At 61.6% G+C, this 14,321-nt stretch carries 13 protein-coding genes and 1 pseudogene; 5 read left to right on the forward strand and 9 right to left on the reverse strand.

Annotated elements, in window-relative coordinates; translation table 11 throughout:
* Nucleotides 1-52: 52 nt before the first annotated feature.
* Nucleotides 53-2,242: a patatin-like phospholipase family protein gene (locus QNH97_RS07445; RefSeq protein ID WP_283556262.1), complete on the reverse strand. Its 2,190-nt coding sequence runs from the start codon at nt 2,240-2,242 to the stop codon at nt 53-55.
* A 70-nt stretch (nt 2,243-2,312) separates the two neighbouring features.
* Here QNH97_RS07445 and QNH97_RS07450 point away from each other — a divergent pair, with 70 nt between their 5' ends.
* Nucleotides 2,313-2,600: an Rdx family protein gene (locus QNH97_RS07450; protein WP_283556263.1), complete on the forward strand. Its 288-nt coding sequence runs from the start codon at nt 2,313-2,315 to the stop codon at nt 2,598-2,600.
* Here the strand turns inward: QNH97_RS07450 and QNH97_RS07455 are convergent.
* Both QNH97_RS07455 and QNH97_RS07460 read right to left on the reverse strand, forming a co-directional pair.
* Entirely contained in the window at nt 2,594-3,487 is an 894-nt protein-coding gene (locus QNH97_RS07455; RefSeq protein WP_283556264.1) for a DMT family transporter, read from the reverse strand. The genes QNH97_RS07450 and QNH97_RS07455 overlap by 7 nt on opposite strands.
* A 93-nt stretch (nt 3,488-3,580) precedes the next feature.
* Nucleotides 3,581-4,330, reverse strand: coding sequence for a helix-turn-helix transcriptional regulator (locus QNH97_RS07460; RefSeq protein WP_283556265.1), 750 nt, complete (start codon nt 4,328-4,330; stop codon nt 3,581-3,583).
* Nucleotides 4,331-4,464: 134 nt separating this feature from the next.
* On the opposite strand from QNH97_RS07460, the gene QNH97_RS07465 reads away from it, so the two are divergent.
* Entirely contained in the window at nt 4,465-5,283 is an 819-nt protein-coding gene (locus QNH97_RS07465; protein WP_283556266.1) for a UDP-2,3-diacylglucosamine diphosphatase, read from the forward strand.
* A gap of 163 nt (nt 5,284-5,446) precedes the next feature.
* Here the strand turns inward: QNH97_RS07465 and QNH97_RS07470 are convergent, their stop codons facing one another.
* Both QNH97_RS07470 and QNH97_RS07475 read right to left on the reverse strand, forming a co-directional pair.
* Entirely contained in the window at nt 5,447-6,037 is a 591-nt protein-coding gene (locus QNH97_RS07470) for an HD domain-containing protein (protein WP_283556267.1), read from the reverse strand.
* 25 nt (nt 6,038-6,062) lie between these two features.
* The gene (locus tag QNH97_RS07475; RefSeq protein ID WP_283556268.1) at nt 6,063-6,374 is read right to left on the reverse strand and encodes an Mpo1-like protein; all 312 of its coding nucleotides are present in this window, start codon (nt 6,372-6,374) and stop codon (nt 6,063-6,065) included.
* A gap of 138 nt (nt 6,375-6,512) precedes the next feature.
* Between QNH97_RS07475 and QNH97_RS07480 the strand changes: the two are divergent.
* Nucleotides 6,513-7,572, forward strand: a pseudogene (locus tag QNH97_RS07480) (AraC family transcriptional regulator).
* Here QNH97_RS07480 and QNH97_RS07485 read toward each other — a convergent pair.
* Nucleotides 7,529-8,983, reverse strand: coding sequence for a TrkH family potassium uptake protein (locus QNH97_RS07485; RefSeq protein ID WP_283556269.1), 1,455 nt, complete (start codon nt 8,981-8,983; stop codon nt 7,529-7,531). The pseudogene QNH97_RS07480 and the gene QNH97_RS07485 sit on opposite strands and share 44 nt — an antisense overlap.
* A gap of 171 nt (nt 8,984-9,154) precedes the next feature.
* On the opposite strand from QNH97_RS07485, the gene QNH97_RS07490 reads away from it, so the two are divergent.
* Nucleotides 9,155-9,718, forward strand: coding sequence for an NAD(P)H nitroreductase (locus tag QNH97_RS07490; protein ID WP_283556270.1), 564 nt, complete (start codon nt 9,155-9,157; stop codon nt 9,716-9,718).
* Nucleotides 9,719-9,904: 186 nt separating this feature from the next.
* Here the strand turns inward: QNH97_RS07490 and QNH97_RS07495 are convergent, their stop codons facing one another.
* The 3 genes from QNH97_RS07495 to phhA all read right to left on the reverse strand — a co-directional run bounded on the left by QNH97_RS07495 (nt 9,905) and on the right by phhA (nt 12,339).
* A complete protein-coding gene (locus QNH97_RS07495) occupies nt 9,905-11,098 on the reverse strand; it encodes an amino acid aminotransferase (protein ID WP_283556271.1) in 1,194 nt (397 codons plus the stop codon).
* Nucleotides 11,098-11,454: a 4a-hydroxytetrahydrobiopterin dehydratase gene (locus QNH97_RS07500; RefSeq protein ID WP_013692526.1), complete on the reverse strand. Its 357-nt coding sequence runs from the start codon at nt 11,452-11,454 to the stop codon at nt 11,098-11,100. Before QNH97_RS07500 ends, QNH97_RS07495 begins: the two co-directional genes overlap by 1 nt.
* A 99-nt stretch (nt 11,455-11,553) precedes the next feature.
* Nucleotides 11,554-12,339, reverse strand: a complete 786-nt coding sequence (phhA, locus tag QNH97_RS07505; RefSeq protein ID WP_283556272.1) for a phenylalanine 4-monooxygenase — start codon at nt 12,337-12,339, stop codon at nt 11,554-11,556.
* A gap of 414 nt (nt 12,340-12,753) precedes the next feature.
* On the opposite strand from phhA, the gene QNH97_RS07510 reads away from it, so the two are divergent.
* Nucleotides 12,754-14,313, forward strand: a complete 1,560-nt coding sequence (locus QNH97_RS07510; RefSeq protein ID WP_283556273.1) for a sigma-54-dependent transcriptional regulator — start codon at nt 12,754-12,756, stop codon at nt 14,311-14,313.
* The last annotated feature ends 8 nt before the right edge of the window (nt 14,314-14,321 follow it).

The following is a 14,321-nucleotide window of genomic DNA, read 5'->3' on the forward strand; positions in this document are numbered from 1 at the left end:
GCGATGACGGCCTGTCAGGCTGTCAATCTTTCCCAGGCAAACTTTCAGCCCTTTAGAACGTCTGCCCCAGATTCAGGTAAACCGCCCGCTCATCATCATCGTTAAAGCCATAACTGAAATTCAATGGCCCCAGTGGCGTGTCAAACCCCAGGAAAATACTGGCGGCATTGATGTAGCCGCTGTCGAACTCATTGTCGTTGTTCCACGCCCGACCGCGTTCCAGCGAGCCGCCGATGTACAGCGGAAAGTCCAGCGGCAGGTAGGCGCGTGGCGTGAGCCGGCGGTAATACACTGCGCGCATCAGGCTTACGTTCTGCCCGGATATGCCGTCTTCGCGAAAGCCTGACAACTGCCGCGCACCACCGAGCACAAAGCTTGAAGTCACCACTTCGGCCGTGTCGAGGGTACGGCCATAGCGTCCGCCGAGGATGAAGGTGTCCGGGCCGCTGCTCAGGGCCTTGTCCAGCTTGAACTCCCACTGGCGATAACGCTCATCGGAACCCAGTCCCGGTTCATACTGGCGCCAGGTCAGGCCGATGTCTTCGCCTTCGTGGGGGAAATACACGTTGTCGAAGGAATCGAATGAGTATTTAAGTTCGTAGAAACCCTCGTTGAAGTTCTCGCTGGGCTGGTCGTGGTCGCCAATGCGCACGTCCGCCTTGCCCCAGGCTTGGCCGACACCGAAACGGATTTCACCACTGTTGCCGATCTGGCGGCCCACGTTCAGGCCGAAGCCATAGCGCTCGACGCGATACTGGGCCACTGGATCGTTGTCCAGGATCGATTCCACGTTGCGCGATTCGAATTGCCCATAGGGGGCGATGAAGTAGCGCGAGCCAACATCCAGCGGCTGGTAGAACTCGCTGTACAACTCTTGCTTGCCGCCGATTTGCGCCCGGGTCAGCCATTCGGCGCCCAGGCGATTGATGCCGTTGACCCGATAACTGGCGCCGAGGTTGAAGGCGCTGTCGCCGCGCATGTCGTCCGAAAGGCTCAGCCCCAGCCGCAGGTAATCAGTGCCGGTGCGTTTGCCCCGGGCGCTGATCACCAGTGTATGGTCCGCCCCCTTGTGCACCACACGGTATTGCACCTGTTCGAAGTAATCCAGGCCGTACAGCGTACCCATGTCGGTCTGCAAGCGACCCAGGTCCAGCGGTTCACCGATTTGCTGGCGAACGTAGTAGCGAATCACGTCGTCGCCGACTTTCGAATCGTTATCTACCCGAATCGCGGTGATGACCGGTGTGCGTTCGCTCGGGGTACGCGCCGCCGTGAGTGCGGGATCGGTCGGCTCCGCCGGACGCAGGCGCGCGAGGCGGACCTCGAGTATCCGGGTGGCGCGGTAGCCGGCGTCGATCATTTCCTGGGCTCGGCCGAAGTCAGTAGAGCCGAAGCTCGCCAGGGCCGGCTGGATCAGCACGTCGTCTTTTTTCAGCGTCGCCAGTTGCTCTTCAGAGTTACGCCGGGTCATCAAGGTCGTCGACTGGTTCAACACGTCGAGTACCGTGACCAATTGCTTGCGGTTGCGCAGAGGTGTGCCGATGTCGACCACGATGGCCACGTCTACGCCCATCTGCCGGGCCACGTCCAACGGGATATTGTCGCTCATGCCGCCGTCCACCAACAGCCGGCCATCCAGTTCCACCGGAGCGAACACCGCTGGGATCGACATGCTGGCGCGAATCACCTTGGGCAGATGGCCTTTGCTGAACACCACTTTTTCGCCGCTGGCGATGTCGGTCGCGACCGCGCGGAAAGGGATTGGCAGTTTGTCGAAGTCCCGAGTGTCGCTGGCATGGGCCAACAGGCTTTCGAGCAGCAGGGCCAGGTTCTGTCCCTGAATGACCCCCAGTGGCAGGCCGAGGCTGCCGTCATCGCGAAAGCTCAGTTTCTGTTTCACCAGGAAATCCCGGTCATCCTGCTTGCGCCGGAAGGGCACGTCCTTGCGCGGCGGCGCATCGGACAGCGCTTGTTGCCAGTCAATGCCCAGGGCGAGTTTTTCCAGCTCGTCGATCTTGTAGCCCGAGGCATACAACCCGCCGATCACCGCGCCCATGCTGGTGCCGGCAATCGCATCGATCTTGATGCCTTGCTCTTCCAAGGCCTTGAGCACGCCGATGTGGGCCAGGCCGCGTGCCGCGCCGCCGGACAACACCAGGCCGATTTTCGGGCGCGGCGCTTCGACGGCATGAGTGAACAGGGGCAATAGCAACAGAAGCAGGCAGGGCAGCAGGCGGCGCATCGTCAATCTCGGGCGGGCGGTCAAAGGCGGGTATTATAGCGACGCCTTCGAACCCAGGAGTCCACCGGCAATGAGCGAACACAAACCGGAAGTCGTCATCACCTATTGCACCCAATGCCAATGGCTGTTGCGTGCCGCCTGGCTGGCCCAGGAACTGCTCAGCACTTTCGGCGACGACTTGGGCAAAGTGTCTTTGGTGCCGGGCACCGGCGGGATATTCCACATCAGCTGCGACGGCACGCAGCTCTGGGAGCGCAAGGCTGACGGTGGCTTTCCGGAAGCCAAGATCCTCAAGCAGCGGGTCCGCGATCAGATCGACCCGGCGCGGGATCTCGGCCACAACGACCGGGTTCAGTGAGACGTTGCTTCGGTGCCAACCCCGGGTTTCTTTGAGCCGCTGCCCAGTTGGCTCGACACGACGATGGCGGCGATGATCACCACGCCGCCAAGCAGCATGCGCAGGGTCGGATTTTCATCGAACAGCAGCCAGGCCATGGTGATGCCGTAGACCGGCTCCATGGCGAACACCACCGCTGCGGTGCGGGCCTTGATCACCGCCAGGCTGGCGACGAACAGGCTGTGGGCCAGGCCGGTGCAGAGCACGCCGAGCAGGGCGATCCACAGCCAGTCGAGCGGGCGCACGTCGCTCAGTTGCGGCGCGGCCATCGGCAACAGGCACAACCCGACCACCAGGTTCTGGCACAGCGCGGATTGGACCGGCGGCACCCGAGCGGAACCGGCGCGGTTGGTCAATGACAGCAGGGAAAACAGCAATCCCGAGGCCACCGCCCACAGCAGACCGGTGGTGGCGCCACTGGCCATGTCGAAGTCCGGCGTAACCAGCACCAGGCCAACGCTCACCAACACCACCAGCAGAATCTCATTGGCGCGAATCCGCTCGCGAAAAATCAGCCCTTCGAGCAACACCGTGAAGGCCGGGAAACTGGCGAACCCCAATGTGGCGATGGCCACGCCGGCGATTTTCACCGATATGAAGAAGCTCACCCAGTGCCCGGTCAACAACAGCCCGCCGAGCAGCAAGCGACGGGCGTCTTGGGCCTGGAGTTTCTGCCAGCGGGTGCGGCTGGCGAAACGGGCAAAAACCGCCAGGGCCAGCACCGCGAATACGGCGCGCCCGAAGACGATGACTGTCGGTGAAGCGGCGGCGAGTTTGCCGAACACACCGGTCAGGCCAAACATGAGTGCGCCAATGTGCAGGGCGCCGAGGGCGGTACGGGGCGTCATTGCGGTCCTTGTTCAAACGGTTGCGGATGAGGGTATTGAACCCGTAACCGGCCGTTTTTGTCTGTCGCGATCCTAGCGATTTTTAGCGCGAAGCTAGCGTTGGCGCCGCAGTTTGCCCGGCGTGGCGCCGAATTCGCGCAGCATTGCGGCGGCGAAGGCGCTCTGGGAGCTGTAGCCGACCCGATGGCCGATCTCACCGATGGGCAGGTCCGAACCGCGCAGTAATTCGACGGCTTTGTGCAAACGGCGGCTGCGGATGTAATCCATCGGGGTTTGCCCGCATTCGGCGACAAAACGCGCGTGCAGACGGGCACTGGAGAGACCGGCGACCTGCGCCAGGTCCGCCACTTGCAGTGGATAGGCGGCGTATTGGTCGATATGGGCATTGAGTGCGGCGTAGGGCAGGCGCCGACCGCCGAGCGTCTCGTGGCGAGTGCCATTGAGGCTGGCCAGGAGCAACACCGCGCCTTGTTGGGCAATCAGGGGGTCTTCCACAGGGCTGCCCGCCAGCCAACTGACCAACTGGCTTTGTCCCGCATCCAGGGGCAGGCGAGCGCTGTCATCGAGCAAGCGGCGGCTGGCGTCGGCATGATCTCCCATGGATTGGCCGAGCCATTCATCGCTCGGCACATCCAGCACCAGGCAACGACTGCCATGGGGGCTGCCGCAAGCGTGATGGGCGCCGGCCGGCACCACCACGAAACTCTGTTGCACCACCTGGCTGCCGTACCCTTCGACCTCGAAATCCAGCGCGCCGGACAGCCCGAACACCAATTGGGCATGGTCGTGGCTGTGGACAATCAAGTCGTGGCTGTATTGGCGTAGCGTGAGGATCGGTCTCATCGCGGTCTCCCGTGGCAGGCGGTCAGTCTACACCGAGGGCGCGGCGCCTCGCGCTGTCATGTAACCGACTTGTGTTTGTCATGGGGCATTAACCGCTGGCGTGCACAGTGGCACAAACGATCAGAGGGTTGCCCATGACCAGCGCCGAGCTCGCCAGACCCAGCCGCAAACAGCGTGTTCGCACCCTATGGATTTCCGACGTGCACTTGGGCACCCGGGATTGCCAGGCCGAGCACTTGTCGCAGTTCCTCAAGGGCTATCACGCCGACAAGATCTACCTGGTCGGTGACATCATCGACGGCTGGAAACTGCGCGGTGGCATGTACTGGCCCCAGGCTCATACCAACGTCATTCGCCGCCTGCTGACCATGAGCAAGCGCGGCACCGAGGTCATCTACGTCACCGGCAACCATGATGAGTTCCTGCGGCGTTATTCGAAGCTGATCCTGGGCAATATCCAGTTGGTGGACGAAGCCGTGCACGTCACCGCCGACGGTCGGCACCTGCTGGTGATCCATGGCGATCAATTCGACGTCATCACGCGTTACCACCGTTGGCTGGCGTTCCTTGGCGATTCGGCCTACGAATTCACCCTCACGCTGAACCGCTGGCTCAACCATTGGCGGGCCCGTTATGGCTACGGTTACTGGTCGTTATCGGCGTATCTCAAGCACAAGGTCAAGACGGCCGTCAGCTTCATCAGCGATTTCGAAGAAGCCATCGCCCATGAGTGTGTGAAGCGCGAACTGCACGGCGTGGTGTGTGGGCATATTCACCATGCCGAGATTCGGATGGTGGGTGAGGTGGAGTACCTCAATTGTGGCGACTGGGTGGAGTCGTGCACGGCGCTGATCGAGCATTGGGATGGGTCGATCGAGTTGTATCGATTGGCGGAGGCTCAGGCGCGGGAGGCGCTGCTCAAGGCCGAGTTGAAAGTTGCCGAGCCGGTGTAGGCCGGCCTGACAGCCTCTCAAGCAAACATACAATCCCTGTGGCGAGGGAGCTTGCTCCCGCTGGGTGGCGAAGCCCCTTCAGGAAGTCGGAGCCCCAGAAAAACAGGGCCGCTTCGCGCCCCAGCGGGAGCAAGCTCCCTCGCCACATAGGTTTCTGTGTCTGTCAGAGCGGCGACTGTTCCGCCATCGCTGCCTTGTAGATCGACTGCTTCGGCGCGGCAAATACCCTTTCCAGCATCGGCTCGAAGAAACTCAACGGCAGGGTGTCGTACCCGGCATCGAACGCGGCTGCGTCGTACTTCGCACAAAAATCAATGGTCGCCTGGTACTGCGGATGCCCGCTGAATTGCTCCCGCAGGTGCCGGTCCATGCCCAAGTGATGAAAGAAGTAATAACCCTGGAAGATCCCGTGTTTCTCCACCATCCACAGGTTGTCGGCGCTGACGAAGGGCTTGAGGATGGCCGCCGCGATGTCCGGGTGGTTGTAGGAACCCAGGGTGTCGCCGATGTCGTGGAGCAGGGCGCAGATCACGTATTCCTCGTCCCGCCCGTCACGGTAGGCACGGGTGGCGGTTTGCAGGGAGTGGGTCAGGCGATCCACCGGGAAGCCGCCGAAGTCTCCGTCCAGCAACTTCAGGTGGGCCAGGATCCGGCCCGGCAATTGCCGTGCGTAGGCACTGAAGTCGGCCGCGATGATCGCCCAATCCTGCTGAGTGCCGTCCTGCATGTGGGTAAAGCGTGCGCGTGAGCTCATCGATCGTCCTTTGATGGCTGGGCTGCTAGAACGCGACCTTGCCCAGCAGCATGTCGCGGTACATGGCGAAGTCGCCGAGCAAACTGTAGAACGGATACTGGAAAGTGGCGGGGCGGTTCTTTTCGAAGAAAAAGTGCCCGACCCAGGCGAAGCCGTAGCCCGCGACAGGCAGGGCGAGCAACCACCACCCGCTACCCGCGATGAGCGCCAGGATTAAAATCAGAATGAGCAGGGAAGTGCCGACAAAGTGCAGCCGTCGGCAGGTGCTGTTGCTGTGTTCGCTGAGGTAATACGGGTAGAACTCAGCGAATGTGTTGAAACGTCGGGTGTTTTCCAAGACAGCAGGCTCTTTGGTTATTGTTCTTTGTTTCAGTCTAGAGCGATCATATGTAACGGCCAGTGACAATAAGCGCCACTTTAGTATCCTTCGCAAATCCAGCCGCACCCTGCGGCTCGTCATGCAAGTAAAAACGCCATGAAGGAACGAACGACTTCTTCAAGCTGGGCGATGGGGATTGTCAAGGCGCTGGAAATGGACGGCTTGGATTGTCGGGCGCTGTTCAAGCAGCTGGGGCTGGACTTTGATGCGCTGGACGATCCGGATGCGCGCTTTCCCCAGGATTCGATGACGCGGCTCTGGCAACGGGCGGTGGAGCTGTCGGGCAACCCGGCCATCGCCCTGAACATGGGTAAAGTGGTACGCCCGGCATCCTTTCATGTGGTCGGTTACGCCTTGATGTCCAGCCGCACCTTGCTGGAGGGTTTCCAACGGCTGGTGCGTTATCAGCGGATCATTGCTGAAAGTGCCGAATTGAGTTTTCGCCGGCTGGAAGAGGGCTACGGGCTGATTCTGACGGTGCATGGCGACCATCTCCCCCCCACCCGCCAAAGTGCCGAAGCTTCCCTGGCTTGTGCACTGGCGATGTGTAACTGGCTGACCGGACGCACCCTGCATCCGGTGAAGGTGTTGTTCCAGGGCGCCGAACCGGTGGACCTGGCCCCTTATCAACAAGCCTTCCCGGCGCCGCTGGTGTTCGGCGCCGCCTATGACGCACTGATTTTCGAACGGACCGACATGGAAGCGCCGCTGCCCACGGCCAACGAGGCCATGGCGCAACTCCACGACCGGTTTGCCGGTGAGTACCTGGCGCGTTTTTCGGGAAGCCGTGTGACCCACAAGGCGCGGCAGGTGCTGTGCCGGCTACTGCCCCAGGGCGAGCCCAAGCGTGACGTGGTGGCGCAGACCTTACACTTGTCCCAGCGCACCTTGCAGCGGCGCTTGCAGGAAGAAGGCACCAGTTTCCAGAGCCTGCTCGACGACACCCGCCGCGAACTGGCCGAGCAATACCTGGCGCAACCGGCCATGACCCTACTGGAAATCGCCTATCTGTTGGGGTTTGCCGATCCGAGCAATTTTTTCCGTGCCTTTCGCCGCTGGTTCGCCATCACGCCCGGCGAATACCGGGCGCGCGCAGAGCGCGGTCAAACCGGTCAGTGACGCCAGAACGCCGGGATACACAACACGAACACCGTGATGATCTCCAACCGGCCCAGCAGCATGCCACCCGACAGAATCCACTTGGCCGCATCCGGCAACGGTGCGAAGTTGCCGGCCGGGCCAATGGTTTCCCCCAGCCCGGGGCCGACACCGGACACGGTACTGGCCGCGCCGGTCAGTGCCGTCATCCATTCCACGCCCAGCAGCGACAGCAGCAGGGCGATCACGCAGATGGTGATGGCGAAGAAAAACGAGAAGGTGAGGATCGAACGGACGATTTCTTCATCGAGACGGTGACCGTTGTATTTCTGCTTGATCACCGCACGAGGGTGGATCAGTTGATTAAGGTTGGCCCGAAGCAGGATATAGGCCACTTGGAAGCGGAAGATCTTGATCCCGCCGGCCGTCGAGCCCGAACAGCCGCCGACGAAGCCCAGGTAAAAGAACAGCATCAGTGAGAAATTGCCCCACAGGCTGTAGTCCCCCAAGGCAAAGCCGGTGGTGGTGACGATCGATGTCACGTTCAGTGCGACATGCCGCAGCGCATCCAGCCAATGCAGGTCGGTGGTCAACCAATACCAGGTCCCGAGCACCAGCCAGGTCACCAGTAGCACCGCTATCAGCCCTTGAACCTGCTGATCCTTGATCAGTGCCCGGCGATTGCCCCGCAACGTCGAGACGTACAGAGCGAATGGCAGGCTGCCGAGAATCATGATGACAATGATGACCCAATGCACGGCCGGTTCAGCCCACTTGGCCAAGGACTGGTCCGATGTGGAGAAACCACCCGTGGAGATCGCCGACATCGAATGGTTGATGGCGTCGAACAGGCTCATCCCGGCCCACCAGAGCGCCAGCGTACCGAGAATCGTGATGCCCACGTAGGACGCCACGATCAGCCGCGCCACCATGTGGGAGCGCGGCATGACTTTTTCCGAGCGGTCGGACGATTCGGTCTGGAACAGCCGCATGCCACCGATGCGCAACAGCGGCAGGATCGCCACGGCCATGGCGATGAAGCCGATACCGCCGAGCCAGTGCAGCAGCGAGCGCCACATCAGGATGCCGGGGGACATCTTGTCCAGGCCGCTCAGGACGGTGGCGCCGGTGGCGGTGATCCCCGACATGCTTTCGAAGAACGAATCGGTATAGCTGATGTGCTGGGTCAGCAGGAAAGGCAGTGCGGCAAAGATACACACCACCAGCCAGCTGCTGACGGTCAGCAGGTACATGTCGCGCGGGCGCAGGTGCACATGTTCCGGGCGCCCGGGAAGAACGAGGGCCAGGCCGGCGACGAAGGTGATCATGCTCGACCAGAGGAACGACGGTAGATCGCCGGTACGCTCGAAGATCAACAAGGTGACCATGGGCACGACCATGAAGATCGCCAGGGTGATCAGGAAGATGCCGATAATGAAACCAATGATCCGCAGGGTCGGCAACGCCATGAAGTCCGCTCGGGCTGAAAGGGAAGGGCGCCATTCTACCTGCGGCAAGCCTCATGTAAACCGGCACCCGGCGACGCTTGGGGCAAGTGCACCTCTGGTAGCGGAATTTGAACTAACGAACTCGCCGTACAAGCCACTAGAATAGCCTGACATTTTTTCAGGAGGTGGCCGATGCAGGCTCTCGACGCTTTGCTCAACCGTGTTTCCGTCCCGCGCCTGGTCGACCCGGCACCCACGCCCGAACAGCGCGAGGTCATGTTCGCCGCTGCGATGCGGGCCCCGGACCACGGCCAGTTGCGGCCATGGCGTTTTCTGACGGTCGAAGGGCAGGCGCGTCATCGCATGGGTGAGCTGTTGGCCGAAGCGGCGCGGCTCAATGATCCGCAGGCACCCGAAGCGGTCGTGGAAAAGGCCCTCAATGGCCCGTTGCGCGCGCCCCTGGTCGTGGTAGTCATTGCCCGTTTGCAGGACCATTTCAAAATTCCGAAATCCGAACAACGGCTGGCGGCCGGTTGCGCGGCCCACGGCATCCTGCTGGCGGCTTACGCCCAAGGCGTTGGCGGGGTCTGGCGTACAGGGGAGCTGTCGTACTCGCCTCATGTCGCCGAGGGGCTCGGCCTTGAGGAAGGGGAAGAGGTGATCGGTTTCCTTTACCTGGGCACGCCGCAGAAGGAAGCGCGCACGGCGGCGAAGGTGGAAACGTCGGAGTTTGTCAGTGAGTGGACGGGCCAGTAGAAATAGCCTGGCGAAGCTCTTGTGGCGAGGGAGCTTGGCTCTTGTGGCGAGGGAGCTTGCTCCCGCTGGGGTGCGAAGCACCCCTGACGCCAGACACCGAGGTGTGTCAGGTCGGTTGCTTTAGGGCTGCTGCGCAGCCCAGCGGGAGCAAGCTCCCTCGCCACGGGGAAAGTGCCCGGCCTTGGGTTACTTGCAAGCGTCAGCAATAGCCTCGGCCAGCAGGTCCAGGCGCGTGGCATCGATGCCCGCCACGTTGGCCCGGCCCGTGCCCACCATGTAGACGCTGTGCCGCTCCCTCAGGTGCTTGACCTGTTCCGGCGTCAGGCCGGTGTAGGAGAACATTCCGCGTTGTAAACCAATGTGGGCGAAACGTTCGCGCAAGCCGTGGGGCTCAAGGGCTTCCAGCAGGCCACTACGTAACTGCGCGATGCGCAAGCGCATGGTCTGGACTTCGTCGGCCCACAGGCTTTTGAGTTCCGGGTTGCCGAGGATCGTCGCCACCACTGCTGCGCCATGATCCGGCGGTGTCGACCATAGGTTACGAGCGATGTTTGCCAGTTGACTGCGGATGTCCACCAGCTTCTCGGCATCCCGGGCGCAGACGATCAGCGCGCCGGTACGGTCGCGGTACAGGCCGAAGTTCTTCGAACAGGAGCTGGTGATCAAGACTTCCGGCAGCGCATCGGCAAACAGCCGGACCGCCCACGCGTCCTGCTCCAGCCCATCACCAAAGCCCTGGTAGGCGAAGTCGATCAGCGGCAGCAGGTCCCGGCTGCGCACCACGTCCAGCACCTGGCGCCATTGATCATGGGACAGGTCGAAGCCGGTGGGGTTGTGGCAGCAGGCGTGCAGCAGCACTACATCGCCTTTCGGCGCCTGCTTCAGGGTCGCCAGCATTGCCTCGAAATCCAGGCGATTGTCGGCACCCACGTAGGGATAATGGCTGGCCTTGACGCCGGCGGCGGCAAAGATGGTTTCGTGGATCGGCCAGGTCGGGTTGCTCAGCCAGACGCCGCGGCCCGGCAGGCACTGGGCGATGAAGTCGGCACTCAGGCGCAGGGCCCCGGTGCCGCCTGGGGTCTGGGTGGCGCCGGCACGCTTTTCGCCAATCAGCGGTGAGTCGGCGCCCAGCACCAGTTCATTGAGCAACTGGCCGAACGCGGCGTCGCCGTGACCGCCGATGTAGGTCTTGGTGGTCTGGCGATCCACCAGCCGCTGCTCGGCCTGCTTCACGGACTGAAGAATCGGTGTCAGGCCCTGGGCGTCTTTATAGACGCCCACGCCCAGGTCGAACTTGCTCGGATTACTGTCCGCCCCGTAGGCCTCCATCAGGCCGAGGATCGGGTCGCCGGGCACCCGGCCGATGGCATCGAAATGCATTACTTGCGGCCCTCGGCGGTCTTGGCCACGTCATCGGTGCGGGCGGCCATGATGAAATCGTTGCGGTGCAGGCCCTTGATGGAGTGGCTCCACCAGGTCACGGTGACCTTGCCCCATTCGGTGAGCAGGCCCGGGTGATGGCCTTCGGCCTCGGAGATTTCACCGACGGCGTTGGTGAATGCCAGGGCGTGCTTGAAGTTCTTGAACAGGAAGACTTTTTCCAGCTGCATCACGCTGTCGCGCACTTCGATGTTCCAGTCCGGGATCTGCTTGATCAGGACCGGCAGTTCTTCGTCGCTGACTTGCGGGGCGTCGGCGCGGCAGGCTTCGCAATGGGCTTGGTTCAGAGTGTTCATCATGTGTTCCTGGATCGAATATTTGAAAAGCGTCGATGCACCCACGCTAAAGCAAAGCGGCGCTGTGCAACAGACTCAATTGAGACCAAAAGCTGCGGTTCACGCGGCTTTTGGTGGAAATTTCGGCGTATGCAAGCCCAATTCCCGACCGCGCTTGACCATGCTCATGATGTCTTCATGGGCCAGGTCGAACAGGCGCTTGAGTTCAGGCAGCACGAAGTACACGGGTTGCAGGATGTCGATGCGGTACGGCGTGCGCATGGCTTCCAGAGGATCGAAGGCTTGATGCTCCGGCTCGTCCGACAGGCAGTAAACGGTTTCCTTCGGCGAAGAGAGGATGCCACCGCCGTAGATGCGCCGGCCTTGCGGGGTTTGCACCAGGCCGAACTCGATGGTCATCCAATACAGGCGCGCCAGGTAGACGCGTTCTTCCTTGGAGGCCTGTAGGCCAAGTTTGCCGTAGGTGTGGGTGAATTCGGCAAACCAGGGGTTGGTCAGCAGCGGACAGTGGCCGAAGATCTCGTGGAAAATGTCCGGCTCTTGCAGGTAATCCAGTTCTTCACGGGTACGAATAAAGGTCGCGACTGGAAACTGCTTGTTGGCGAGCAATTCAAAAAATGTCTGGAAGGGGATGAGCGCCGGCACCCGGGCGACTTGCCAGCCCGTGGTCGCGCCCAGCACCTGGTTGATTTCGCCCAGTTGCGGAATGCGATCGTGGGGCAGGCCAAGCTTGTCGATGCCGTCCAGGTATTCCTGGCACGCACGACCTTCGATGACTTTCAGCTGGCGGGTGATCAGCGTATTCCACACCGCGTGTTCTTCGGCGGGGTAGTGGATAAAACCTTGCGCATCGGGCTCGCGGGCCACGTACTGCGTCTGCTTCATGCTGTTCTCCTGCTGATTTCCCTCGGAGGGGAAGGCTGTTTGTTTTTATGTCCAGCGATGCATTAGAGATAACCCGAAGCAGGGGTGCGTGCAGTAGGAGAAAGCAGTCTTGCTAGGCCAAGAATAGCTGATTTCGTAAAGTTTTCGTTACGGATGGCGTCATGCTTCGGCTATATCGAGATTTTCGGCTGGGAAATGCCCTACAGCTGTCACATAATCTTTACAACTATTTGGGTGCCTAAACAAAAAGTTCGACACAAAACCCGTGGCGAGGGAGCTTGCTCCCGCTGGACTGCGCAGCAGTCCCAAAAAACAGGGCCGCTTCGCGACCCAGCGGGAGCAAGCTCCCTCGCCACAGGATGGGTTGTTGGGCTTGAATGGCGCCTTCTATCTCATCCACACCCGGGCCTTTTTATGCGCATCAAAGTCCATTGCCAGAATCGCATCGGCATCCTGCGGGACATTCTCAACCTGTTGGTGGAGTACGGGATCAACGTCGCCCGAGGGGAGGTCGGCGGCGAGCATGGCAATGCGATTTATCTGCACTGCCCGAACCTGATCAACATTCAGTTCCAAGCCCTGCGTCCGAAATTCGAGGGCATCGCCGGGGTATTTGGCGTCAAGCGCGTAGGGCTAATGCCCAGCGAGCGTCGGCACATGGAGCTCAACGCGTTGCTCGGTGCCTTGGAGTTTCCGGTGCTGTCCATCGACATGGGCGGCTCCATCGTCGCCGCCAACCGGGCGGCGGCGCAGCTACTCGGCGTGCGGGTGGACGAGGTGCCGGGGATTCCGCTGTCCCGGTATGCCGAGGATTTCGATTTGCCGGAACTGGTGCGCGCCAACCAGTCGCGGATCAACGGGCTGCGGGTCAAGGTCAAGGGTGATGTGTTCCTGGCCGACATCGCGCCACTGCAATCGGAGCACGACGACAGCGAGGCCATGGCCGGTGCGGTGCTGACATTGCACCGCGCCGACCGGGTGGGCGAGCGCATCTACAACGTGCGTAAGCAGGAGCTGCGCGGCTTCGACAGTATTTTCCAGAGTTCGAAAGTGATGGCGGCGGTGGTCCGTGAGGCCCGTCGGATGGCGCCGCTGGATGCTCCGCTATTGATAGAGGGCGAGACCGGCACCGGCAAGGAATTGCTGGCCCGTGCCTGTCACCTGGCAAGCCCGCGCGGGCAATCGCCCTTAATGGCGCTCAATTGTGCCGGGCTGCCGGAGTCCATGGCCGAGACCGAGCTGTTCGGCTACGGCCCCGGCGCCTTCGAGGGGGCCCGGGCGGAAGGCAAGCTCGGCCTGTTGGAACTGACCGCCGGCGGTACGCTGTTTCTCGACGGGGTCGGGGAGATGAGCCCGCGCTTGCAAGTCAAATTGCTGCGCTTCCTGCAGGACGGGTGTTTCCGCCGCGTCGGCAGTGATGAAGAGGTCTACCTGGATGTCCGGGTGATCTGCGCTACCCAGGTGGATTTGTCCGAACTCTGTGCCCGGGGAGAATTCCGTCAGGATTTGTACCATCGCTTGAACGTCCTTTCCTTGCACATCCCGCCCCTGCGCGAATGCCTCGATGGCCTGGCGCCGCTGGTGGAGCATTTCCTCGACCAGGCCAGTCGCCAGATTGGTTGTCCGCTGCCCAAGTTGGCCCCCGCGGCGATGGACCGCCTCAGTCACTACCATTGGCCGGGTAACGTCCGGCAGCTGGAAAACGTGCTGTTCCAGGCCGTTTCCCTGTGCGATGGCGGGACGGTGAAGGCCGAGCACATTCGCCTGCCGGACTACGGCGTGCGTCAGCCCTTTGGCGATTTTTCCCTCGAGGGAGGGTTGGACGACATTGTCGGGCGTTTCGAGAAAGCGGTGCTGGAGCGCCTGTACTCCGAGCATCCCAGCAGCCGGCAGCTGGGTAAGCGGTTGGGGGTTTCTCATACGACTATTGCCAATAAGTTGCGTGAGTATGAGGTCGGTAAAACCGAGTCATAGCTATTTAA

The organism is Pseudomonas sp. G2-4, assembly GCF_030064125.1.
Classification (GTDB): domain Bacteria; phylum Pseudomonadota; class Gammaproteobacteria; order Pseudomonadales; family Pseudomonadaceae; genus Aquipseudomonas.